The organism is uncultured Mobiluncus sp. (assembly GCF_902488535.1).
Taxonomy (GTDB): Bacteria; Actinomycetota; Actinomycetes; order Actinomycetales; family Actinomycetaceae; genus Mobiluncus.
Window position 1 is genome coordinate 90680 of sequence record NZ_CABTWO010000001.1, and the last position, 22547, is coordinate 113226.

Below are 22547 nucleotides of genomic sequence, written 5' to 3' on the forward strand. Positions count from 1 at the left end.
GTAAAAGTTAGGATAGGTGCGGTGTTAACAGGCAAGGCAGTATGGCGGTGGGGATGGAACCTGCCGGCAAATCTGGCGCGCATGCTGATACACATTTATCAACATACTTTGTCAAAGGCGTTCGGGCCGGTTTGTAAGTATTATCCCAGCTGTTCGCACTATGCGGACCTGGCTCTGCAAGTACACGGATTTTGGAAAGGCTCAGCGCTGACCGTGTGGCGGCTGCTGCGGTGCAACCCCTACTCTGACGGAGGCGTGGACTATCCTCCGGTCAAAGGCTCCTGGACCAATCCGTGGACTGAACCCGGCAGCGTCAGTGCCCAAACTTATGGCTTTTTCCCCGGTCAGAACTCACTGTGGAGTGCCGGGGCGAGAGGGAAAACTATGGAAACGAAAGAAGGAGTGGTGTCATGCTGCTGAGCCTGGTAGCGGCTGCTGGGGAAGCCAAACTGTCCCTCTATGATCAGATTTTGTACCCCTTCATGTGGGTGGTGGGCTGGATTCTGCGCGGTGTCCACGAGATGTTGAGACTGTTCGGGATAAAATCCGGTGCCGGTATTGGTTGGGTGCTGGCCATTGTGGGGATGACTATCGTGGTGCGACTGATTATCGTGCCGTTGTTTATTAAACAGATTAAGGCTTCGCGCGCCATGAGCCTGGCTCAGCCCGAACTGACCGCTATCACCAAGAAATATAAGGGCAAACGCGACCAGCAGTCTATGATGCGCCAACAAGAAGAGATGAAAGCCGTGCAAAAGAAGTACGGCGCTTCCATGTCGGCCTCGTGCCTGCCACTATTGGTGCAGATGCCGGTACTTTTCGCGCTGTATCGCCTGCTTTTCTATATGTCGGCGGTCGCGCAAGGAACCATGCCCGAACATGATTCCATCGGCGGGATGGGTCAGGAGCAAGCCAAGGCGCTGTGGGATTCCACTTTCTTTGGCGAATCCCTGGGTCAGACCATGTTCGGTCCGACTTCCACCATGCAGACCAAGATTGTCATCGGCATTATGGTGGCTTACCTGGTCGTGACCATGTTCGTCCAGACGGCGTTTTTGTCGATGAAGAACATGAGTGACGAACAGCTGCACTCGGATAACCCGATGGTGAAGTCTACGAAGTCCATGATGTACTTCATGCCTCTGGTCTATCTGTTCACCGGCCCGGTCGTGCAGGTGGGACTGCTCATCTATTGGGTGACTTCCAACACGTGGAGCTTGGTGCAGCAGTACTTTATGATTCGGGCCTACCCCACTCGTGGTTCGGCTGCCGCCCGGTGGCGCGCCGACGCGCACGAACAGAAGTTTGAGAAATACCGCTCTGAGCAGGAAAAACAACTGAATGCCGAGCTGGAACGGATTGAGCTCAACGAGGTGGGGCTCAATCAGAAGGGCGTTCAGGTGGCTAAGCGGGAAGCCCGGTTGGCCCATATTCACAAGTTAGAAAAGCGCCGGATGGAGCTGGGGTTGGAGGAGATTAACTTCGGTTCGGTTGACGCTCAAGGCAAAGGTGGCAGGCAGCAGCGGATGCAGCCCGGCCAGAAGGGCTGGGAGGAATACCGCGCTCAGTTCGATCAGGACAAGGCCGAGGAGCTCGCCGAGACGGAACCCGATCCGGACGAGGTCGGCAAAGATGGTCTGACCGCCAGCCAAAGAGCTGCTAAACAAGCTGAAAGACGTGCAGCTGAACGCAAAGCTAAGAAAAAGAAATCAAAGAAGAAGCAAGGGAACCGATAGACACGAAATTTTTTTAGGCGGCACGACGCAGCGAGCCGCCGAGGGAAACGAGGGAACATAAACATGAGTGAAACTATGGATGATTTGGACATTATCGAAGAAGGCACCGAAGTCGTTGCCAATCGCGGCTCCAAGATGGAGCGACTGGAAAACGAAGGCGACTTGGCCGCTGATTATTTAGAGGAACTGCTGGACATTGTCGATTTGGACGGCGACATCGAGATTGACGTCGAGAACGGACGCGCCCTGGTCGAAATCATTACTGGCGATGCCGAGCCGGACCGCCGTTTGAAACGGCTGATTGGCCGGCACGGCGAAGTGCTGGAAGCCTTGCAGGAACTGACCCGCCTGGCGGTGCAGTCCCAAACCGGGGAACGCTCCCGGCTGATGCTTGATATTGCCGGCTACCGTTCCAACCGGCGGCTTGAGCTGCAGGAACTGGTGGAACGATTGGGTGCGCAAGTCCAGGAAACCGGTGAGCCGGTACAGCTCAATCCCATGAATCCTTTTGAACGCAAGGTGTGTCACGACAAGGCCGCCGAGATGGGGCTTTATTCTGAATCAGAGGGACTCGCGCCCAATCGTTACGTCGTGCTGTCCCTCGATGAGGGTGACGACGAAGACGATTTCGGGGACGAGCCTTTGGAAGACTTCGAAGATGCTGATGAGGCGGCTGACGACAGTGCAGACGACGCGCTGGACTCAGATGCGGCAGCCTTGGACGAGGACTCTGATACCTCGGCTGACGAAGCTTAACCGTTAGAGGCTCGCAGAAGGACTGACCGTGACAGATTCAGCTGCGGATGAGCTGGTCGAAGACGCGCTCGCTGAGATATCGGTTGAACCGGAACCCGCAGGTCTAGCAGAAGTTTTTGATACCAGTGGTGACCAGATGCGCTACTATGCAGACTTGCTCAGCCATGAGGGTTTAGAACAGGGTTTGCTCGGTCCGCGAGAAGCCGGACGCATCTGGAGCCGCCACATTTTGAACTGCTGGGTGCTTAGTGAGTTCCTGCCCGAAGGTGTTCAGGTCGCCGATGTCGGTTCCGGGGCGGGGCTGCCCGGTCTGGTGCTGGCTATCGGTCGGCCGGATTTGAGTCTCACGTTGATAGAGTCTATGGCCCGGCGTTGCGAATGGTTGCAGTTTTGTGTTGAAGAACTCGGGTTAGATAACGTGCGGATTCGTAACGCTCGTGCTGAGGATTTTAGAGATAAACAAGCGTTTTCTTACCTGACAGCGCGGGCGGTGGGTAACCTTTCGACCCTGCTTGGATGGACCGCGCCGCTAGTGAAAAAACACGGCACGATGCTGTTCTTAAAGGGCGCCTCGGTGGATGCGGAGATTGAAAAAGCGAAAGCCAACTATGTTTTCGCCAAACAAAAGGTGTCCCTGCCCGAGGTTTTAACCGTCGCAACTCCCTTGACCGGCGAACCGACCCGCGTGGTACGCCTGGTTAAGAAATAAGCAATTGTTTCACGTGAAACATTTCCCCCGTACGCCGCGGCGGGTCAGTGGTGAGTGTTGCGTAAGGGCGAGTGGTTTTTACCACTTGTGGTTTGCTAAATTTGCCCCATAAACGCCTTTTTTGTTTTGTGGTTGACCTGTGAAAACAATTGTCAACCGGCGCAACCACGCGGAATTTCTTGTGGACAACGTGTGGATAAGTTTTTCGTGAAGATGAAATTTTTTCGTGCTCACCCATGAAGTAGACTGGTAGAAAAGAAGGGAGTTTATGGTGGCAGAAAACGAACGGCCGAAGGTCGTAGTCCCCCATCACATCGAGCGTCCGGATTCTATTCACCGCACCCTGCGTCCGCGCGTGCCGACCTCCGAGAATGAAACCCCCATCGCTCGTGAACTACGTAAATCTATGGAGATGCGCCAGGCCATTGCCTCCGAGGAAACTCCCCAGCTGCGCCACAATCAAGTCGTCGCAGTCGCGAATCAAAAAGGCGGGGTCGGTAAAACGACCACCCTGGTCAACATCGCTATGACCCTGGCCCAGCGCGGCGTGCAGGTGTTGGTCATTGACACCGATCCGCAAGGCAACGCCTCGACCGCCCTGGGCATCTCCCACCATGTGGGCACCCCTTCGCTTTATGACGTGTACACCGGTCAATCCACCCTCGCGGAAGTCGCCCAGCCTTGCCCGCAACAGGAATCGCTTTTGGTGGTACCCGCAACCGTGGACCTGGCCGGCGTGGAAATGGAACTCGCCGACCAGGTGGACCGCAGTTTTTACCTGCGCGAAGCGGTCACTAATTTTTTGGCGGACAAGTCCGGTTGTTTGGTTCTCATCGATTGTCCCCCTTCTCTGGGTCTGTTGACCGTGAATGCTTTTTGCGCCGCTCGCTGGGTTTTAATTCCGGTCCAAGCGGAGTACTACGCTCTGGAGGGAATATCTCTCTTGACTGATACCATGAGCAAGATTCGCGACGCTTTGAATCCCCAGCTGGAACTGTTGGCGTTCCTCATCACCATGTTTGACAAGCGCACTAACCTAGCGGCCCAAGTCGAAAGCGATGTGCGCGCACACTATCCCGAACAGACTCTGCGCACCAACATTCCTCGCCAGGTCGCCATCTCTGAAGCACCCTCTTGGGGACAGACTGTCATTACTTACGAAAAGAATTCGCCGGGTTCTCTGGCCTATCAAATGGCAGCATTGGAACTTTTAGGGAAATTAGCGAAAAAGGAAAACTGACACATGGCGAAAAAACGGGCTTTAGGCAGTGGTTTGGGCGCTTTGATTCCGGGTGCGCAGTCTCAGCCGCGCGGCGTGGACGTGCTGGTCCCACCCAAACCGGGAGCGAACGCGACTAAAGGCAACGACAAAGTACACGAGCTATTGAGTCCCGATGCGATGCAGCGCAAGACAGCGAACGCACCGGACGCGGCACTGGTGCCGGTTCCTGGCATGACGGTGCAAGAACTACCTATCGCGTCGATCAGCGCCAACCGGGCACAGCCACGCGAAGTGTTTGATGAAGATGCTTTAGCGGAACTAGCGAACTCGATTCGCAGTGTCGGCATTTTGCAGCCCGTTACCGTGCGGCAAATCAGCACTGGAAAGAAACCGAAATACGAGCTGGTCATGGGGGAGCGGCGGCTGCGGGCAGCAAAGCTCGCGGCACGCACCACGATTCCGGCCATTATCCGGGAAACCGCTGATGATGAGATGCGGGTGAACGCACTGCTGGAAAATATCCAACGCGTGAATCTTAATCCGTTAGAAGAAGCGGCCGCCTACCAACAGATGATTGAGGAACTGGGTGTCACCCAAGAAACCTTGGCGAAGCGGCTGTCACGTTCCCGCCCCCAGATTGCTAACACTTTACGGCTGCTGAAGCTACCCGCGGCGGTACAGGTGCAAGTTGCGGCCGGGGTGCTGTCCGCTGGTCACGCCCGCGCCCTGCTGGCGTTGGAGGACGCCAATGACATGACACAACTAGCGCAGCGCATTGTGGCCGAGGGCTTGTCGGTACGCGCCACAGAGGAAATCGTGGCGGTGGGCGATCAACCTCAGAAAGCGGCGCCGAAAAAACGGCAAGCAACCCCGCTGAGCCCAGACTTGATGGAAATGAAAGCGCAGTTAGAGGACGTCTTGCAGACCCGAGTTATCCTGCAAGTCGGAAAGAGCAAAGGCAAAGTCACTATTGAGTTCGCCGACGGCGATGATTTAGCGCGCATTACCAAAATTATTGCCAGTCGCTAAAGCGCCGGACGTGCCCGTAACGCGTGTCAGGTAGGGCTGGGTGTCAGCCACGAGGCAGGTTTAAGCGACAGCGGTACCCAGCTAAAAGTGTGGCAGGCCATTTTTATAAAATTTGACACCGAACTGCACGACCGAGCCGGGACAGGTACACCTAAAGCGTAACGTACAGCACAACGCAATTGTTTCACGTGAAACATCAACCGAGTCTGCCGGCAGAGCGTCACCTACCGCCCTTGAGAAACAGGTAGAGGAAAGACAAATCGGGTAACCAACCGACCGGGCTTGTGACAAAAAATCGGGCAAAAAATCAATGCAGCCCGGTGAAAACCCCCGAAAGTTGCATTAGGCGGACTTGGCGCTGGAAATCGCGGATGCTGCCTCGCCGTTAGCAATGAGAGCTTTTTCCTGTTCCACGGTGACGGCCAGGCGGCGGATACCTTCGCGGATTTGTTCCTCGGGAGGGTAGCAGTAGGCGATGCGCAGATAGTCAGAGCCGCGCCCGTCCGCATAGAAAGCCGTGCCCGAGACGTAGGCGACCAGGTTTTGGACCGCGCGGGGCAGCATGGCGTTCGTGTTGATGCCCTCGGGGAAATGAACCCAGGTGTAGAAACCGCCTACCGGGTGCGTCCAAGTGCAGTCGGGGAGGTATTTCTTAAGGGCTTCCAAGGTGGCGCGGGCCCGGCCGCGATACATGACCCGGAATTTGTCGACTTGACCGTACCAGTCGAAGTCGTGGAGGTATTTCGAGATAGACATTTCGGCGGCCATCGAAGGGGTCAAGATAGCGGTTTCGTTGGCTACCACTAGCTTTTGCGTAATCTGGTCGGGTGCCAGCGCCCAGCCGATACGAAACCCGGGAGCAAACATCTTTGAGAAGGAACCCAGGTAGATAATGCCTTCTGGATTCAAAGGTTGCAGGGCCGGATAGAGGTGCCCGTCAAAACCGAGCAAACCGTAGGGGTTATCTTCCAAAATCAGCAGGTGGTGGCGTTGGCAAATGTTCACAATTTGCGGACGGCGCTGTTCGGTGAGGGTCATGCCACCGGGGTTGTGAAAGTTCGGTACGGTATAGAGGAACTTTGCTGGGCGGCCGGCCTTTTCCAGTTCGGTCGCGGCTTCGTCCAGGGCTTCGGGAATGAGTCCCTCTTCATCCATTAAAACGTGATGGACATCACATTGATAGGAGTGGAACACCGAGAGGGCGCCGACATAGGAGGGCGCTTCGACCAAGATCGGGTCGCCAGGGTCCACAAAAAGCTGTGTGACCAGGTCTAATGCGTGCTGAGAACCGGCGGTGATGGTGACGTTGGCGGCGGAGGCGTGGATACCTTCCAGGCTCATAATGTCGGTGATTTGCTCGCGCAGCACTTCCAAACCCTGACCGCCGCCGTACTGCATAGCGGTGGCCCCGTCCTTTTCGAACATCTGCTGGAAGGAGCGCGCAATCTCACGCAGGGGCAAATCTTTCAGGTTTGGCATCCCACCTGCCAAAGAGACCACCTCCGGGCGGGAGGCGACGGCAAATAAGGCTCGCGTTTCGCTGATTTGCAGGTTGCTGGCGCGCACCGAAAATCGGTCCGACCAGTCGGTTTGGCTCGTTACAGAAGCTGAAGTCATAACACGTTCCTTAGAGAGAGTTACCTGCAAGTTTACGCTGGGGCGAAACTGAGCCAAAATTTCGGGGCAACATACCGAGATACGAATGCGGTCCCGCGCTGGGCCCGGGAGAAAGGAGTAAAGCCGGAGACCCCAGCGAAGGACCGCGGAGTAGTGTTTGTCTTTCCATTGTAAAGGTTAAAACGCAAACACGGAGGCGAATTCGGCACCAAAGACGCAAAGGCGTCACGGCAGGTGCGATAAGCGCAGGTTGGCTGCGATTAGGCGAGGGCGGCTTCGATTTCTGCCTTGAACTGAGAACGCGGCCGGCCCCCGATAATCTGGTGAACGACCTTGCCACCCTTGAAAATGTTGAAAGTCGGAATGGCGGAAACGCCGTACTGAGCCTGGATTGACGGGTTGTTATCAACGTCACACTTGGCGACTTTCAGGCGATCGCCAAAGTCAGCGGCAATCTGATCCACAATCGGCGCCATCTGACGACACGGACCACACCAGACCGCCCAGAAATCCACCAGCACCGGAACGTCAGATTCCAAAACCTCGGCCGTGAAATTGCTTTCGCTCACTTCAATCGCATTGGACATAATGTTTACCTTTCTCTCATGTTTCATCTCTCTCGGTTGTAGTGCCGAGAGAAAAGTACTGTTCAGTGGGCTCAGAGCTTAATCTGAGCGTCTTGGTCTTTAATGTAGCGGTCCGCGTCAATGGCCGCGCGGCAGCCGGAAGCCGCCGAAGTCACCGCTTGGCGATAAATCGCGTCCGTGACGTCCCCCGCGGCGAACACGCCCGGCATGGAAGTGCGCGTGGAGGGTGAATCGACCCAAATGTTGCCTTGTGCATCCAACTGCAGCTGATCCTTGACCAGTTCGGTACGCGGCAGGTGACCGGCGGCAATGAAGATGCCGCCGACCGGCACAGTCTTAGTTTCCCCAGTTTTCACGTTGCGCAACGTGACGGTCTCCACCTTGTCCGTGCCGTTAATGGACTCCACAACCGTGTCGAACTCAAATGAAATCTTTTCTTCGTTAAACGCCTTGGCCTGCATCGCCGCGCTGGCTCGCAGCTCATCGCGGCGGTGCACCACCGTGACCGAGGAACCGTAGTGAGTCAGGAACACGGCCTCCTCCATCGCGGAGTCCCCACCACCTACGACCATGATGGGTTGATCGCGGAAAAAGAACCCGTCACACGTGGCGCAGTAGGACACTCCGTGGCCGGCGTGTTCCTCTTCGCCCGGAACGTCCAAAGTGCGGTAACCCGACCCGGTCGCGATAATGACCGTGCGGCCCTGGTGCGTACCCTCATCAGTCACGACAGTCTTAATGTCGCCGCGCAGATCCAGTTTCAGGGCGTCCTCATAGATAACCTCAACCCCGAAACGCTCAGTTTGTTCCAGCATTTCCTGCATCAAGTCCGGGCCCTGAATCCCGTCCTTGAAACCGGGATAGTTTTCTACCAAGGTCGTGTTCATCAGCATCCCACCGATGTTCATCGACCCCGCCACCAGCAGTGTTTTCAAAGCGGCTCGTCCCGCGTAAATCCCAGCGGTGTAACCGGCCGGACCTGAACCGATAATAATGACGTCGTACAAAAAGGACTCCCTTTGGTAAGAAAACAATAGATGAGATTTATTGTAGCTGTGAATCCTTACCAAGGGGATAGAATTCGCTGAGAGCCGAGCGAAAACTGTGACGAAAGCCACCTGACTTGGGAAAACCCCACGAAGAAAACCTAACCGAGAACCTGAATCTCGGAAATATTCAAACGGTACTCGCCGCCGGCAGCGGTAGGCATCTCGGTACACCACAAAACCAGGCTGTTCGTTTCCACCGGCTGAGCCAGATGGTAGGTAATTGTGGAGGACAAGGGTTGAGACCCCAAGACGGTAGCCTGCCGGAAATTCTCGGCATTGCCCTGGCGCAGTTCCAGATTGCCTCCTGTCGAGGCGGAGTTCACCACAACCTTCTTAACCTTAACCGGGGAGTCTCCAAGGTTTATCACCAGACCGTAGCCGCGTCCGCCAGCCAACACCTCTGACCGCAGTGCGGCAGTGCGCCAAGACGTTTCGGTCTTACCGTCAATCGCTAAGCCCGCCAGCTCGGGATGGTCGTAGCCATCGGGCAGACCCGAGACCGAAGCCACACCGGTTATGGGCAGCGGGGTCGGCTCGGCTTCGGGAAGCACCTGCAAGTCAGGGACGGGGGACAGATCCAGGGAAGTATCGGCTTTTAGTGACGAAGAATGCGGCCAGAACCAGGCAAACAGCGCCAACATCGCCACCGCTACCACTCCCAGCACTGTGATTTTTAAGGTCAGAGCCGATTCGCCAGCGGGGACTTCCTCATGGTTAGGGGTGTAATCGGTGGCAGCCTGGCGGGCATTGGTAAGGCTGGTGTTCAAAACTTCGGTAGTTCCCGCTTTCCAAGTGGCCCAGTCTTTGCGTAGGCGCGTGCGGTCAGCGCCCCGGGATTTGCCGGTAACCTCGGCAATAACGTCCTCACCGGTCAAGGTATCTTCGTCAGGCACGTCAATGACGTGTTCCTCAGATTCAGCCGCTGAGGGCGAATCGTTGAATAGTGGAGTGGGCTGGGGAGGAACGCCGGCAGAGACAGAACGGAACACCGGTGCGCCATTTGACTTGGTGTTATCCACGCCGCCCCCTTAATTTCAGCCGATTTAATGTATATTAGCCTGTGTTTGAAAATCGCGGCAAAACATAGAGGATTTCCTCTAATCCGGTAAAACTGGGATAAATTCACACATTTGCGTGATATCTCACGAAAGCCGAGAAGTTTTGTTACGGGTTAGTGCCGGCGTAGCTTTGCGGCGAATCCCCGCACTTCGCGCACTCGGAAAAACCACAGCACTGCGAAGTATAGGGGAGCCATCACCAGCGCCACCACCAGGCAACGCCACGCCCCGGAAAGAAAAGTGGCACCGTAAGTCCAGTTCGCGCCGGGAGCAGGAATAACGAAGGTCAACAGCACCCAAGCTGGAATCCCCGCCACGACGACCGCCACCAACAAACGCAGGTAATGACCGAGAACCTGGGTAAACACGGCTTTTGAAAAACCCCGGCGGCGCAACATAACCAAACCCAACAGCGCCGAAGAACTCAGGGACAACGGCTCGGCCGCGGCCGTAACCGGAACCCAGAAAGAGGGACTGAGCAGGACGTACGCAATGAAACCGAGAATGGCAGTCAGGAAGGGGAAGGGCAGCATCAAGAAAAACTGGGTGCGAGTGTCCTCCAGCGAATACAGGGCGCGTGAGGTGGTGGAAAAAATGACTTGCCCCGGAATGCCCAAACTCAAAATGATGAGAATGACGCCTAAGGCTTGGGCCTGCTGGGGAGGAAGGGCAGTGGCGGTGACATTGGCCAAGGGCAGCGCTCCCACAATCAACATACCTGCCAAAAGGAAGTTGAACAGGCTGGACAGCCGGGCGGCATGCATGTAATCCTCAGCCAAAGCTGGGATGTCTTCCCTGGTGGCGTGCAGAGCCATGGAAGTGAAGACCGCGGTCGTCACGGAAATCGTCACCAGAGATTGGGGCAGCATGTACAGCGTGTTGGCGTATTGGTAGATAGCGAAACCGGGATAGAAATTACCGTCCAGCTGACCGGCGCCGTTGGCCGCTGAAGCGATACGCGCCACTATCAAATTCATGCACGTATTGGCTATCAGGCCCGCGAATGCCCAGGCCGCGACCCGCCCGGTGTGACGAAAACCTAAACCGTGCCAGTGAAAATTGGCGCGGAGCCGGAAACCGAGGTGCATCAGGGGAAACACCAAAATTATCGCTTGCAGGACAATCCCCAACGTCATGGAACCGGCCAAAAGGGCAATCCGGGCCGCATCCCACTTCGACACATCAAAGTCGTGGGCCGGGGCGGTGCCGTAAAAGTTGATGAACACTCCCAGTCCGGCAATCCCCACCAGGTTATTCACCACCGGGGACCACATGTAGGGACCGAAACTGGACAGGGAGTTCAACACCTGTCCCAGTAGGGCGTAAGTGCCGTAAAAGAAGATTTGGGGCAGACACCACAGCGCAAAAATGACGGTGAGGTTAAACAGTTTCGGCTGCATTCCGCCCGCGAACAGCATCACCAGGGGCCAAGCCAGAGCCACCGACAGCACAGTCAAACCCAATAAAGCGATAGAAGCCAGGGTGAGCAGGGCGTTTACCCGATCGACCCCCTCTTTACCGCTGTTGTTCGCCAGCGCGCGCACAATGGTGGGCACCAGAATCGCGTTCAAAATCCCGCCCGCCAGCAGGTTATACAGCGTGTTGGGCAAGATATTTGCGGTGTTGAAAGAGTCGGCGATACCGAACCCGCCAATGGCCACCACCAGCAGCCATTGGCGCACGAAGCCCAGCACGCGGGACACCAGGGTTCCCGCCGCCATGATGGCGCTGGATTTGCCCGTTTTCGTATTTGCCACCCCGTCAGCGACTTTGCGCAGCTGCGGGGGCTGTTTCGGGTTCGGGCTGGAATCCGGCACCGGTTCGTTCATCGGGTTTTCACTCACGCCTGTCTCCCGTTTTGAGCTTACGGTTCTTTGGGCCTTTCACGATACGCCGGACTATCCCGAAAACCAACACGGCAGCCAGCAAGCCAGCGACAATGTAGGTTCCGGTGGACTCCCATTCAGCCCTGACCCGCACCTGGATAGTTTCCGGCGCACCGATGCTTTGCCCCGCCGGGTTGGTCAGCTGCACAGTAACCTGCACGTCTCCTGAACCGATTGCTTTCACGGGAATACGGAACTGGCCGATGGAGTGGGGCGCAATCGTGAGAGTCTCGACCTGACCGAACTGCAGGCGCGTATCCGTTGGGGTCAGTTTCAGGCGCACGCTCACGGCTTGATCCCAGCCGTTAGATACGGAAATCGGCACTTGGGCGCTCTTATCGATGAGGTTGATGACCGAAGCCGGTTGGGCTTGAACCAGGCCAAGCAGAGCAGTGGACACATCAGGATCAAGCGTGTTCGGGGCAATGTCAAGATCAGCCGGGTTTTGCGGATGACGGGCGTGGTCAATTGCGGTCTGTTTTTCCGCCGCGGTGCCTGTCGCCCAAATCAGCCCGTCAGGGGCAGAACCCGCACAAGACGCACAGTTGCTTGCGACTTGAAGTGCGTCAAACATGAGTTGGAAACGTTGCGGATCGGCCATGGTAGCACTGAGAGCCTCGGCTGCTTTCAGATTATTGGCCGCAGCTATGGACGGGTTGGAATACCAAATCACGCTGGGAAGGTTACGTTTCGGGTCGGAATTGGTTGAGCCAGAGGTAAAAATGCTTGGGTCAGTCGGTGCCGGGTAAGGGTCAGGCACAGTCACAGTTACCGTGTTAGCTGGGGTTTTACCCGCAACTTTGGGGCTGTCGGGGCGAACCGTGTTCCAGGCGGGGAACGTCAACCAGCGGGCCTGCGAAAGCCCCTCCATGACGGCCTTTTGAGCGGCGTTGGCACTGTAATCGCGCTTAGTACCAGCCGCAAACAGGCGCGGGGCGAAAGGACGCTGCCGGGTCAAAACAGCGGTTTGCGCCAAAGCCCACTGACGGGCAGCCACCGGGGAAAGCTCGGTGGGCGAATCCGCGCCACCGGCTGGCGTTATGCCCGAAGTGTTGTCAGCAATCTTGTTCGTGCTGGCAGTGCCGGTTTGGTCGGCCGGATCAGAGGCAGGAAGCCCGTTTAAAAGGCGCGAAAGCTGAGCATCCAAAGTCCATCCGAGGCTTTGAATCGCCATTTCCTCATGTCGGCCGACGAAGTTGATAAGACGGCGGGCATCCGGGTCATGGGACAGAGGACGCAGGTCATCACTGAATCCCGAATCGGGGGACAAAATCATCGGGCGGTCTGCACCCCACAGCAGGTTTTCACCCGCCACGTCCCCCGATGGCAAGTATTTTTGGCTGAAATCGGGCCACAACAAAAGGTTTGCTCGGTAATCGGGAAGTTTTTCGCTGACTTTTTTGGCCAAGTCTGCGGCGGCTTCGTCAAGGCGTGAACGGGAGGAATCATCCAACCAAGACGTGTTCGCGGCCGCAAAGTCACCCGGAGGAAGATAAGCAATGGGTTGTTTTCCACACAATCCGCCCGCCAGACTGTTGGCCACACTGGGCTGGGTCGGGGTTGGGTGCGGGGTTTCGGCAGCTGGTTGGGTCGGCCCGTTTTCAAGGTTCAGTAGGTTCGCCGCGTCGTTGATGCCGTTCAGTTCCGGTTCCAAGAGGAGCGGGTCAAAAACGGGGGTCAGTCCGGTGGCGGTGGCCAGTTCGCACACTGTTTGCATCCGGGTACTGCTCACCTCAGCCAGGTTCGGCAGCGGCCAGGTCGAGGCCAAAATGTCAGCTTTGGTGGTAGTGAGTGGTACGAAAGCCAGCAGCTCGCTGGGCTCAAAGGCCGCCCCGGAATCCCAGAGCAAAAACGAGCGGTCCTGGGCACTGACTGGCTCCAAACCGGTGTTGGACTTGACTTTGTTTGCCGAGGACGCTGCGGAATCCGGGGTAAAAGTCAAGGTCAACGGCCGAGGTCCCCACCGATCCGAGCCCCCCAAGGGCAAATCAGTCACCGGCACCCGCAGCGTCACCTGCTGGGGTTTGCCCGCGGTGAGGCGGGTCATTCGCTGGGTCGAGACGGTGTGGAGGTTTCTCTGCAAACGCGCGTCATTGTCCCGGGCGTCCATCCACTGGTTCAGTTCTTCGCGCGTGACGGGGGTTTGGGTCGAAACTTCGAGACTAAGCGTCCCTTGGGAGGCTTGGTGGTAATCAGAGTTGACCTCCAACAGGGCGTTTACAGTCAATTCGGTGGTGTCCGGCGTCACTATGGGGGTCATCGCGGTGATTTCCAGGTGAACGCCCTGATGATTGAAGCCCGATCTGCAGAAGGCCGGAGCGGAGCGTGAGCTGGTCGCGGACCTACAGGGGCTGGCAGAAGGGGTGGGGGAAGGTTTTTCCGTTTGGGCCTGTGCCAGGCCGAGCGTGCCGCCAGCCAGCGACACGACAGACAACGCCGCTAACCCGAGAAAGACTCGGGAAATAAACGAAATCGACCGGTGCACCTTCAACTGCGCACCCCCAACATTTTTAGAGCCAACGCTCCAATGCGGCGTTCGGCTGGGAAAGCCAAACGTTTGTCCAGCAGGGACAGCGGCACCCACTGGGCGGTGCAAGCCTCGTGGTCCGGGTCATGCTCCGCCGTAATCTCACCACCCGTCGCTTCCAGCAAAAAGTGGTGAACGACCTTGTGAACTCGCCGGTCCGGGCCGGAAAACCAGTAATCCATCGAGGAGAGGTAACGTACCGGACGGCACTCGATACCGGTTTCTTCCTGGATTTCACGAGCGGCGGCTTGGGGGATGGTTTCCTCCGGTTCCACGTGCCCTTTGGGCAGCAGCCATTCCAGACGACCGGCGCGACCTTCACGCAAAATCAACGCGGCGCACACCTTTCCCTCAATGAGTTTCACCGCCAGCCCGCCCGCGCTGACCTCTTCCACTATCGGCAGCAGGCGCCCCGAACGCGACCGGTAAAAGCCCTCGGGGACGGGCTGATTCGATTCCGGCGCGGCTGACATACGTCGATTTTATATAAAATAGTGCCGAGGTTTTTCTAACCGGTTGAAAACCCGGTAAAAAGTCTCGGTAATAGGCCGATCATTGTGAGGAAAACATACCCAGAAAGGAGGGCCATGACCGAAACGACCGCGAAAAACGCACTTCCGCCCCAAACTCGCCCGGCCGCGGCAGGGGAACAGTCCGGTACGAAGGCGAGTCGGCAGGACGCGGTGCGCCAAGCGCTGGAGGCGAAAGTGGTGCCTCTCGGAGAGGTGTTCACCGCCGCGGGCTTTGAGATTGCGCTGGTCGGAGGGCCGGTTCGCGACGCCTTGCTGGGAATCACCCCCCACGACTTGGACCTGACCACTTCGGCGCGTCCCGATGAAACCGAGGCGGTACTGCGCTCGTGGGCGGACGCGGTATGGGACGTAGGACGCAACTACGGCACCTTGGGAGCCCGCAAAGGCGATGACGTGTTCGAAATCACGACCTATCGCAGTGACGACTACCAGCGGGATTCGCGCAAACCCACCGTCAAGTTCGGCGACACCCTGGAGGGAGACCTGTTCCGCCGCGATTTCACGGTTAATGCCATCGCATTGCGCCTGCCTAACCTGGAGCTGGTGGACCCCACCGGAGGACTCAACGATTTAGCGGCCGGGATTTTGCGCACCCCTATCGACCCGGAAGAATCATTTTCCGACGACCCCCTGCGGATTATGCGTGCGGCTCGATTTGCCGCCCAGCTCGAGTTTGACGTGGATTACGAAACGATGCAGGCGATGGAAACCATGCGCGAACGGCTGAGCATTGTTTCCCCTGAGCGCGTCCAAGCCGAACTGTCCCGCCTGATGACCGCAACCGCGCCGCGCCGTGGGCTGGAGCTGATGGTTTATACCCAGCTGGCCGACCAGGTCTTGCCCGAACTGATGGAGTTGCGCGATATGCAGGACGAACACAAACGTCACAAGGACGTGTGGGAACACTCCCTGACCGTGCTCGACCAGGCGATTGCCCAGGAGACCGGGCCGGACGGGCCGGTGCCTGCACCGGATTTGGTGCTGCGCCTAGCGTCGATTTTGCACGATATTGGCAAGCCCGCGACCCGGCGTTTTGAAGCCGGCGGGGTCGTGACTTTTCACCAGCACGACGTGGTCGGCGCCCGGATTACCCGCGCCCGCCTGAAAGCCTTGAAATATGACAAGGCGACGATTCGTGATGTGTCCCGCCTGGTCGCTTTGCACCAGCGGTTTCACGGCTACGGGGAACAAGTGTGGACCGATTCCGCCGTGCGCCGCTACATCACCGACGCCGGTCCCCTGCTGGAACGCCTGCACCGCCTGACTCGTGCCGACTGCACGACCCGCAACGTGAAAAAAGCCCACCGCCTAGCGGCCGCCTACGATGACCTGGAAACCCGGATTAAGGAGCTGAAAGCCCAGGAGGAACTAGACGCGGTCCGCCCCGAACTCAACGGGGACGAAATCATGGAAATCCTGGGGATTCCCGCCGGCCCGGACGTCGGCAAAGCTTATCGATATATGCTGGCCTATCGGATGGAACACGGCCCAGTCGGACACGATAATGCCATTGCCGTTCTGCGTGACTGGTGGGAAAAATGGCACAATGGTACGAAAGAGCAGGACAAAGCGCGGTAACCCCGCTTCACCGCTTAGGGTGAATCGGCAAAACTGTGGCGAGGACAGGTAACATGGCAAAGGCAGCGCGACCACGCACAGTAACTGGGCAAACAGTGCGACAGGTGCGTCCCAAACGGCGCAAACACCACTACGTACGCAACTTTTTCCTGACCCTGCTGTTCCTTATCATTCTGGGCATTGTGGGCGCCCTAGCAACTTTCCTGGTCGTCTATGCCACGACCGAAATACCGAAACCCGCCGAGTTCGCTCGCGCCCAAGTCACCTCCGTGTACTATTCCGATGGAACCACCGAAATCGGCAAGTTCGCTGAGGTAAACCGGGAAATTATCGAAACAAAAGATCTGCCCAAACAGATTGGCAACGCGGTCGTGGCCTCGGAAGACCGCACCTTCTGGACCAACTCCGGGGTTGACTTGCGCGGCATCGCCCGGGCTTTCCTCAATAACGCGCGCGGCGGGTCGACGCAGGGCGCTTCCACGCTGAGCCAACAGTACGTGGAACGCTACTACATGGCGGAAAACACGAACCAGGGAAACGTTTTGCAGCGGTACTGGGCGAAAGCCAGAGAAGCCATTATGGCGCTGAAGATTAACCGCCAGCAGGAAAAAGACGAAATCCTGGGCAACTATTTGAACACGATTTATTTCGGCCGCGGATCCTATGGAATCCAGGCTGCTGCGAAGGCTTATTTCGGGAAAAATGCCAAAGATATTGATTACTCCGAGGCCGCCCTGCTGTCCGGCATTATCCCCGCGCCTTCCGCCTACGATCCGGCCGTGAGCCAGGAACTGGCGGAAAAACGGTGGAAACGGGTCATTAAGAACATGGCCGCCGATGGGTATATCACCCCGCAACAGCAGGCATCGGCGCAGTTCCCGGCCACGATTCCGCCCACCCAAAGCGTGCAGGATTTCGGGGGGCTGAACGGCTATTTCATGTTCCAGGCGCGTCAAGAACTGAAAGATTTGGCTGGCTTGAGCGAGGAACAAATCGACACGATGGGGCTGAAAATCACCACGACTTTAGACAAAGATAAAGTCAAACTGATGGAACAGACGGTGGCGAAGCTGCCGTCGGGGCATTCGGAGAACTTGCACGTCGCGATGATTTCCACCGATCCGAAGACGGGGGAAATTATTGCGGAATATCCGGGGCAGGACTATCTGAAAGTCCAAATCAACGCCGCCACCCAGGAACACTTCCAGGCTGGGTCGACGTTTAAGCCTTTCGGCATGATTGCCTCCCTGGAACAGGGCGGGTCGTTGAACGACACCTATCCGGGGAACTCCCCGCAGACCATACAAGGCGTGCCCATCAGGAACTTCGCCGGAGCCTCATATGGAACGGTCAACCTGGCACAAGCTACCGCGAAATCTATCAACACGGCCTATGTCGCTTTGAACGCGAAGGTCGGACCGTCCTTGACCAAGGAAGTGGCGATTCGTTTGGGCTATCCCGAAAACACCCCGGGCCTGGACGATGCTCTGACGAACGTGCTGGGTTCGGCTTCTCCGACGGCGGCAAATATCGCCGAAGCTTACGGAACTATTGCCAACGAGGGCAAACGTGAGACTGTCCACATGATTCGCCAGGTTACGGACACTTCTGGGGACATTGTTTATATGCCGTCGTTCTCGGCGGACCAGGTCATTGAACGCAATATCGCCCTGACCGCCACCCAAGCCTTGACGGGACCGTTCCAGGCGGGAGGCACCGCGGCGAAAGCCCAAATCGGCAGGCCCTCCGCCGGTAAGACCGGATCGTCCACCGATAACAAGTCTGCGGTTTTCGCCGGATTCATTCCCCAAGTGGTGACCATTGTCGGTCTGTACCAGTCCGGACCTAACGGGGAGGAACAATCCATCTCACCGTTTGGCGGTATCCGTGAGGTTACCGGCTCTACCTGGCCGGCGTGGCTGTGGAAACAATATATGTCCGGGGCCGTGAAAGGCCTGGAAGTGGAGCAGTTTGCGAAGGCCCAAAAACTCAAGAAAGTGGAAGTGACCCGGTCGGAGGAACCAAGCCCCACCGAGACTGAACCTTCACTGAGTCCCAGTCCCGATGATTCTCTGTCCCCCAGCCCTTCCCTATCGCCTTCTCCCGCGACGCCGCACAGTCCCGGGAATGAGCCGGGGAATGGTTCGGGAGGAACCGAACCCAGTCCCACCATCCCGGGCACTTCCGGGTTCGTTCCCAACCCTAGTAATTCGCCTGTTCCCCCCAACCCGACCCCGGGTGGGGAAGGCGGCGCGACCGAATCGGGTGGGTCCGTCTCGTAACAACCGGTACTGATTTACAAGCCCGGTGGGACAGCTACTCTAACATTGTTACAGTACGTTACAGTAGCTGGCACAAGGGCGGGTTGGCAGTTGGTATATGTCCTGGTGGTTGGGACTTTGAGGGGTGGCGGGAGTCTAACCCTAAAATGTTAGAGTTGGTGTTACAGTAGCATATAGCGGGCCGGCTGAGACATGTTTTTCGACTCCACAGGTGGGTAAGTCCTCCGACTTCGCATTACCAACCCCCGAATTGGCTAAAGGGAGCGGAAAACGTTAGAATCGTAAGGCTGTTTTGGCGCCGCGCCAGGACGGCGACTCCTGCTCCGGAGGGACCGGGGCCGTTAAGACCAAAGGAGAGTTATATGCGGAAATACGAAATGATGGTGATTGTTGACCCCGAGGTCGATGAACGCACTGTCGAACCCTCGATGAGCGCCCTGTTTGGCCAGGTAGAAGACCTGGGGGGCAAGATTGAGAAACTTGATGTGTGGGGCAAGCGCAAGCTCGCCTACCCCATTCTGAAAAAGACTGACGGGATTTACGTGGTTGTCGACATGGAAACCACCCCGGAAATCGCCAAGGAATTGGACCGTCAGCTGGGCCTAAACGAGTCGATTCTGCGCACCAAACTGATGCGCAAGGATGCCTAATTTTTTCCAATCCAACGGAGGCGAATTTTGGTCTCCAGGGTCCCTGATATGTTGAGTAGAGCCGGAAAGGCACCACGCAACGAGCGGATTTTGGCACCACGCCCCCGAATTGATGACAACTAAGGAGAAACAATGGCAGGCGACACGATTATCACGGTAATAGGCAACTTGACGGCGGACCCGGAACTTCGCTGGGGCCAGTCCGGCACGGCGTTGGCTTCTTTCACGATTGCGTCAACTCCGCGTTCGTTTGACCGGGCCTCCAACAGCTGGAAAGACGGCGAAGCCCTGTTCTTGCGGTGTACCGCTTGGCGGGAACTGGCGGAAAACGTTGCGGAATCCCTGCACAAGGGGTCGCGCGTCATCGCTCAAGGCCGTTTGCAGCAGCGTTCTTGGGAAGCCCAAGATGGTTCTCGGCGCACCTCAGTAGAGATGACGGTAGATGAGATTGGTCCGTCCCTGCGGTTTGCTACCGCCTCGGTGAACCGGACTCAGCGCGGTGAGGGAGGCTTTGGTGCCAACGCGGGTAGCGGCGGCTACAACAGCGTTCCTGGCACAGCTCAGCCGCAGCCCACTTACGGTGCTCCCGCCGGAGGCTCCGACGGGGACGCGTGGGGTTCGCCCGCGCCTGGCTTTGGCGCCCCGGGGGCTCCGGCTGATTCCAGCTTTGGCGAAAATCCGCCGTTCTAGACCGGTTTGCCGTCGTTAGGGCTTTTCCCCGCGGCATTCCGACACAGCACAGATAAGTTTTTCAACACGTTATATATAAAGGAGATCGATATGGGTAAGCAGATGCGCAATAACAACAAACCCATTAAGAAAAAGACCAACCCCCTAAAGGCTCAAAAGGTTGGCAACATTGACTACAAAGACACCGCTTTGCTGCGCAAGTTCATTTCGGACCGCGGCAAGATTCGCGCCCGGCGCGTCACCGGTGTAACCGTCCAGGAACAGCGTCAGATTGCGAAAGCGGTTAAGAACGCCCGCGAAATGGCTTTGCTGCCCTACTCCGGTTCCGGCCGCTAAATTTGAGGGAGGAAGTAAACAATGACTCAGAATACGAAAGTTGTTTTGACCCACGAAGTCGCCAAGCTCGGTAACGCTGGCGACGTGGTGGAAGTACGCCCCGGTTACGCTCGCAACTACCTGTTGCCGCGCCGTTTGGCGATGCCGTGGACCAAGGGATCCCAGGTGGAAATCGACCGGATGAAGGCCGCCTTGGCAAAGAAACAGATTGCCTCGATGGAAATCGCTCAGGCGGTGCAAGCCAAGCTTGCCGAGGGCGACCCGGTGTTGATTGATGCCAAGGCCGGCGCGAACGGGCGTCTGTTCGGGGCTATCACCACCGCTCAGATCGCCGCGGCGGTTAAGGAGCAAAAGGGCGCTGAAATCGACAAGCGCAAGATTGTCATTGAGAAGCCCATCAAGGCAGTCGGTACCTACCAGCTGACGGTGCGCCTGTTCGAAGAATTGACCTCACCGCTGGAAGTCACGGTGCGGGCCGAAAAGTAGAACCTAAATAGAGAACGGTGCCGGGAACCTGCGGGTTTCCGGCACCGGGCGTTTTTAGTAATCCGGGGGCGGGGGTTCCTCTTGATTGCGGTGAATCCCCGAAACGAAACGCGAAAACTTGCCTTGGAACTGCAGGTTTATAATTTCGGTGCGTCCATTGCGGTGTTTGGCGATATTGAGGTCAGCTTCGCCGGGACGGTCGTCCGAGTTGTAATACTCGGGGCGGTGCAGCAACAGCACCAGGTCAGCGTCCTGCTCCAACGAACCCGATTCTCGCAGGTCGCTCATCATCGGTTTCTTATCGGTACGAGACTCCGGCCCACGGTTCAGCTGAGCGACCCCAATGACCGGCACCTCCAGCTCTTTGGCCAACAGTTTCAAGGACCTTGAAATCTCGGAAACTTCCTGTTGACGCGACTCGATGCGTTTGTGTGAACTCATCAACTGAATGTAGTCCACGACAACGAGGGACAAATCTGTGGAATGCTTGAGGCGCCGGCACTTGGCTCGAATATCGGGCATGGTCAGGTTCGGGGAATCGTCAATAAAGAAAGGCGCGGACTTCATTCGGTTATACGCTGAAGCGATGTTGTCCCAGTTGGCTTGGTTCTGGGGGCCATCGTTGGGCATCCCCGCGAACAGGAGGGACAGCGGCACGCTAGCCTCCGCCGACAGCATCCTCTTGATAATGTCCGCAGCCGACATCTCGAGAGAAAAAATCGCCGCCGCCCGTTTCTCTTTCAAAGTCACGTGACGCAAAATATCTAGGGTAAAAGTCGATTTACCCATCGCCGGACGCGCCGCCACAATGATGAGCTGACCAGCGCGCAGACCGTTAGTCACACTATCAAAATCGAGGAACCCAGTGTGAACCGTGTGCGGGTCGTCGTCGGTCTGTTGGATTTCGTCCAAGACTGGGGTCAGCAGTTCGGACAGTGGTCGATAGTCTTCAGAAGTGCGTTTCTCGCTGACTCGGTCCAGTTCAGCGTGGGCGGTATTGATAAGTTCGTCCGCGTCAGTAGTGTCGATGGCGTAACCGAGCTGGGTGATGCGGGTGCCTGCTTCGACCAGGCCGCGCAAGGTCGCCTGGTCGCGCACAATCTGTGCATAGTAGGCAGCGTTAGCGGTCGTAGGCACCGAGTGGATAACGGTGTGAATGTAATCCAAGCCCCCGACGCGAGAAAGCTGACCTCGTTTTTCCAGTTCGGCAGGCACCGTCACCGGATCGGAAGCCGCTCCCGCCGCGTAGAGGTCCAGGATAGTGTTGAAAATAATCTCGTGACGCGAGTCATAGAAGTCGCTGGGCAGCAGCAATTTATAGGTGTCGGCGATGGCATTTTTTGACAGAATCATGGCACCGAGCACACATTGCTCAGCCAAGATGTTGTGGGGGGGAATCCGGTCGACAGCCAGATTATTTTGTTCCTCCACGCGGACTCCTTTCACCGACACTTCACCCCCGCTAGGAAGGGGTTGAAAGATAGATATCCGGGCTCAAACCTACGCTTTCGGTTCTGACTTAGCAAACCATTTTGGTGGAAAATAGGTGGATAACCCCGAATAAGTCTGTGGATAACCGGTGGGTAAGGCGGTGAATTGTTTTTTTAAGTTTTTTATCACCTAGGCTCCTCTGTCAAAGTTATGTGAGATGTTGCGGGTTGGGAACCCACAGGTTATCCACAGTCGCTGTGAATTAAAAATCGCCACAAAAAATTCTCCAAACCTTTCACTACAGAAATAAGGTTCCACCGCTCAAACAGGGCATGAGCTGGGTATTTGGCATAGCAAAATGCCTCTTTAGCACACTTGAGGGCGT

At 57.0% G+C, this 22547-nt stretch carries 20 protein-coding genes; 12 read left to right on the forward strand and 8 right to left on the reverse strand.

Features of this window, described 5'->3' with window-relative positions; translation table 11 throughout:
* Nucleotides 1–21: 21 nt before the first annotated feature.
* From yidD to RDL66_RS00410, 6 genes are all read left to right on the forward strand, one after another.
* Nucleotides 22–420: a membrane protein insertion efficiency factor YidD gene (gene yidD, locus RDL66_RS00385; RefSeq protein ID WP_308534520.1), complete on the forward strand. Its 399-nt coding sequence runs from the start codon at nt 22–24 to the stop codon at nt 418–420.
* Nucleotides 411–1736: a membrane protein insertase YidC gene (gene yidC, locus RDL66_RS00390; RefSeq protein ID WP_308534521.1), complete on the forward strand. Its 1326-nt coding sequence runs from the start codon at nt 411–413 to the stop codon at nt 1734–1736. Before yidD ends, yidC begins: the two co-directional genes overlap by 10 nt.
* Before the next feature lie 75 nt (nt 1737–1811).
* On the forward strand, nt 1812–2492 hold the full coding sequence (locus RDL66_RS00395; RefSeq protein WP_308534593.1) for a R3H domain-containing nucleic acid-binding protein: 681 nt from the start codon (nt 1812–1814) through the stop codon (nt 2490–2492).
* 28 nt (nt 2493–2520) lie between these two features.
* Complete coding sequence (gene rsmG / locus RDL66_RS00400) at nt 2521–3201, forward strand: 16S rRNA (guanine(527)-N(7))-methyltransferase RsmG (protein ID WP_308534522.1); 681 nt, start codon at nt 2521–2523, stop codon at nt 3199–3201.
* 268 nt (nt 3202–3469) lie between these two features.
* Nucleotides 3470–4441 carry a ParA family protein gene (locus RDL66_RS00405; protein ID WP_299294863.1) on the forward strand — a complete coding sequence of 324 codons (972 nt, stop codon included), beginning with the start codon at nt 3470–3472 and terminating at the stop codon, nt 4439–4441.
* Nucleotides 4442–4444: 3 nt separating this feature from the next.
* Entirely contained in the window at nt 4445–5452 is a 1008-nt protein-coding gene (locus RDL66_RS00410) for a ParB/RepB/Spo0J family partition protein (RefSeq protein ID WP_299294861.1), read from the forward strand.
* A 342-nt stretch (nt 5453–5794) separates the two neighbouring features.
* Here RDL66_RS00410 and RDL66_RS00415 read toward each other — a convergent pair whose 3' ends face one another.
* The 7 genes from RDL66_RS00415 to RDL66_RS00445 all read right to left on the reverse strand — a co-directional run bounded on the left by RDL66_RS00415 (nt 5795) and on the right by RDL66_RS00445 (nt 14649).
* Nucleotides 5795–7069: a PLP-dependent aminotransferase family protein gene (locus RDL66_RS00415; protein ID WP_308534523.1), complete on the reverse strand. Its 1275-nt coding sequence runs from the start codon at nt 7067–7069 to the stop codon at nt 5795–5797.
* Nucleotides 7070–7329: 260 nt separating this feature from the next.
* Nucleotides 7330–7731 (reverse strand): thioredoxin, encoded by a 402-nt coding sequence (gene trxA / locus RDL66_RS00420; RefSeq protein ID WP_374042881.1) that lies wholly within the window; start codon nt 7729–7731, stop codon nt 7330–7332.
* Nucleotides 7728–8663 (reverse strand): thioredoxin-disulfide reductase, encoded by a 936-nt coding sequence (gene trxB, locus RDL66_RS00425; protein ID WP_299294855.1) that lies wholly within the window; start codon nt 8661–8663, stop codon nt 7728–7730. The genes trxA and trxB overlap by 4 nt, the downstream gene beginning before the upstream one ends.
* A 140-nt stretch (nt 8664–8803) precedes the next feature.
* A complete protein-coding gene (locus tag RDL66_RS00430; RefSeq protein WP_299294853.1) occupies nt 8804–9724 on the reverse strand; it encodes a hypothetical protein in 921 nt (306 codons plus the stop codon).
* 152 nt (nt 9725–9876) lie between these two features.
* Entirely contained in the window at nt 9877–11607 is a 1731-nt protein-coding gene (gene murJ, locus RDL66_RS00435; RefSeq protein ID WP_308534524.1) for a lipid II flippase MurJ, read from the reverse strand.
* A complete protein-coding gene (locus tag RDL66_RS00440; RefSeq protein ID WP_308534525.1) occupies nt 11600–14233 on the reverse strand; it encodes a DUF6049 family protein in 2634 nt (877 codons plus the stop codon). The genes murJ and RDL66_RS00440 overlap by 8 nt, the downstream gene beginning before the upstream one ends.
* A complete protein-coding gene (locus RDL66_RS00445; RefSeq protein WP_308534526.1) occupies nt 14137–14649 on the reverse strand; it encodes an NUDIX hydrolase in 513 nt (170 codons plus the stop codon). The genes RDL66_RS00440 and RDL66_RS00445 overlap by 97 nt, the downstream gene beginning before the upstream one ends.
* A 114-nt stretch (nt 14650–14763) precedes the next feature.
* Between RDL66_RS00445 and RDL66_RS00450 the strand changes: the two genes are divergently transcribed.
* The 6 genes from RDL66_RS00450 (at nt 14764) to rplI (ending at nt 20731) form a co-directional block, all read left to right on the forward strand.
* Nucleotides 14764–16287 carry a CCA tRNA nucleotidyltransferase gene (locus tag RDL66_RS00450; protein WP_308534527.1) on the forward strand — a complete coding sequence of 508 codons (1524 nt, stop codon included), beginning with the start codon at nt 14764–14766 and terminating at the stop codon, nt 16285–16287.
* 95 nt (nt 16288–16382) lie between these two features.
* A complete protein-coding gene (locus RDL66_RS00455; RefSeq protein WP_308534528.1) occupies nt 16383–18569 on the forward strand; it encodes a transglycosylase domain-containing protein in 2187 nt (728 codons plus the stop codon).
* Between the two features lie 362 nt (nt 18570–18931).
* Complete coding sequence (gene rpsF, locus RDL66_RS00460) at nt 18932–19219, forward strand: 30S ribosomal protein S6 (RefSeq protein WP_297723768.1); 288 nt, start codon at nt 18932–18934, stop codon at nt 19217–19219.
* A 132-nt stretch (nt 19220–19351) separates the two neighbouring features.
* Nucleotides 19352–19909: a single-stranded DNA-binding protein gene (locus RDL66_RS00465; protein ID WP_308534529.1), complete on the forward strand. Its 558-nt coding sequence runs from the start codon at nt 19352–19354 to the stop codon at nt 19907–19909.
* Nucleotides 19910–19999: 90 nt separating this feature from the next.
* A complete protein-coding gene (gene rpsR, locus RDL66_RS00470; protein WP_296181282.1) occupies nt 20000–20245 on the forward strand; it encodes a 30S ribosomal protein S18 in 246 nt (81 codons plus the stop codon).
* A gap of 21 nt (nt 20246–20266) precedes the next feature.
* On the forward strand, nt 20267–20731 hold the full coding sequence (rplI, locus tag RDL66_RS00475) for a 50S ribosomal protein L9 (protein WP_297723770.1): 465 nt from the start codon (nt 20267–20269) through the stop codon (nt 20729–20731).
* Nucleotides 20732–20785: 54 nt separating this feature from the next.
* Here rplI and dnaB read toward each other — a convergent pair whose 3' ends face one another.
* Complete coding sequence (gene dnaB / locus RDL66_RS00480) at nt 20786–22162, reverse strand: replicative DNA helicase (protein WP_308534530.1); 1377 nt, start codon at nt 22160–22162, stop codon at nt 20786–20788.
* Nucleotides 22163–22547 lie beyond the last annotated feature (385 nt).

Coding starts and splice junctions, on each gene's coding strand:
- yidC (WP_308534521.1), top strand. CDS start 411: ATGCTGCTGAGCCTGGTAGCGGCTGCTGGGGAAGCCAAACTGTCCCTC.
- RDL66_RS00395 (WP_308534593.1), top strand. CDS start 1,812: ATGGATGATTTGGACATTATCGAAGAAGGCACCGAAGTCGTTGCCAAT.
- RDL66_RS00405 (WP_299294863.1), top strand. CDS start 3,470: ATGGTGGCAGAAAACGAACGGCCGAAGGTCGTAGTCCCCCATCACATC.
- RDL66_RS00410 (WP_299294861.1), top strand. CDS start 4,445: ATGGCGAAAAAACGGGCTTTAGGCAGTGGTTTGGGCGCTTTGATTCCG.
- RDL66_RS00415 (WP_308534523.1), bottom strand. CDS start 7,069: ATGACTTCAGCTTCTGTAACGAGCCAAACCGACTGGTCGGACCGATTT.
- RDL66_RS00445 (WP_308534526.1), bottom strand. CDS start 14,649: ATGTCAGCCGCGCCGGAATCGAATCAGCCCGTCCCCGAGGGCTTTTAC.
- RDL66_RS00450 (WP_308534527.1), top strand. CDS start 14,764: ATGACCGAAACGACCGCGAAAAACGCACTTCCGCCCCAAACTCGCCCG.
- rpsF (WP_297723768.1), top strand. CDS start 18,932: ATGCGGAAATACGAAATGATGGTGATTGTTGACCCCGAGGTCGATGAA.
- RDL66_RS00465 (WP_308534529.1), top strand. CDS start 19,352: ATGGCAGGCGACACGATTATCACGGTAATAGGCAACTTGACGGCGGAC.
- rpsR (WP_296181282.1), top strand. CDS start 20,000: ATGGGTAAGCAGATGCGCAATAACAACAAACCCATTAAGAAAAAGACC.
- rplI (WP_297723770.1), top strand. CDS start 20,267: ATGACTCAGAATACGAAAGTTGTTTTGACCCACGAAGTCGCCAAGCTC.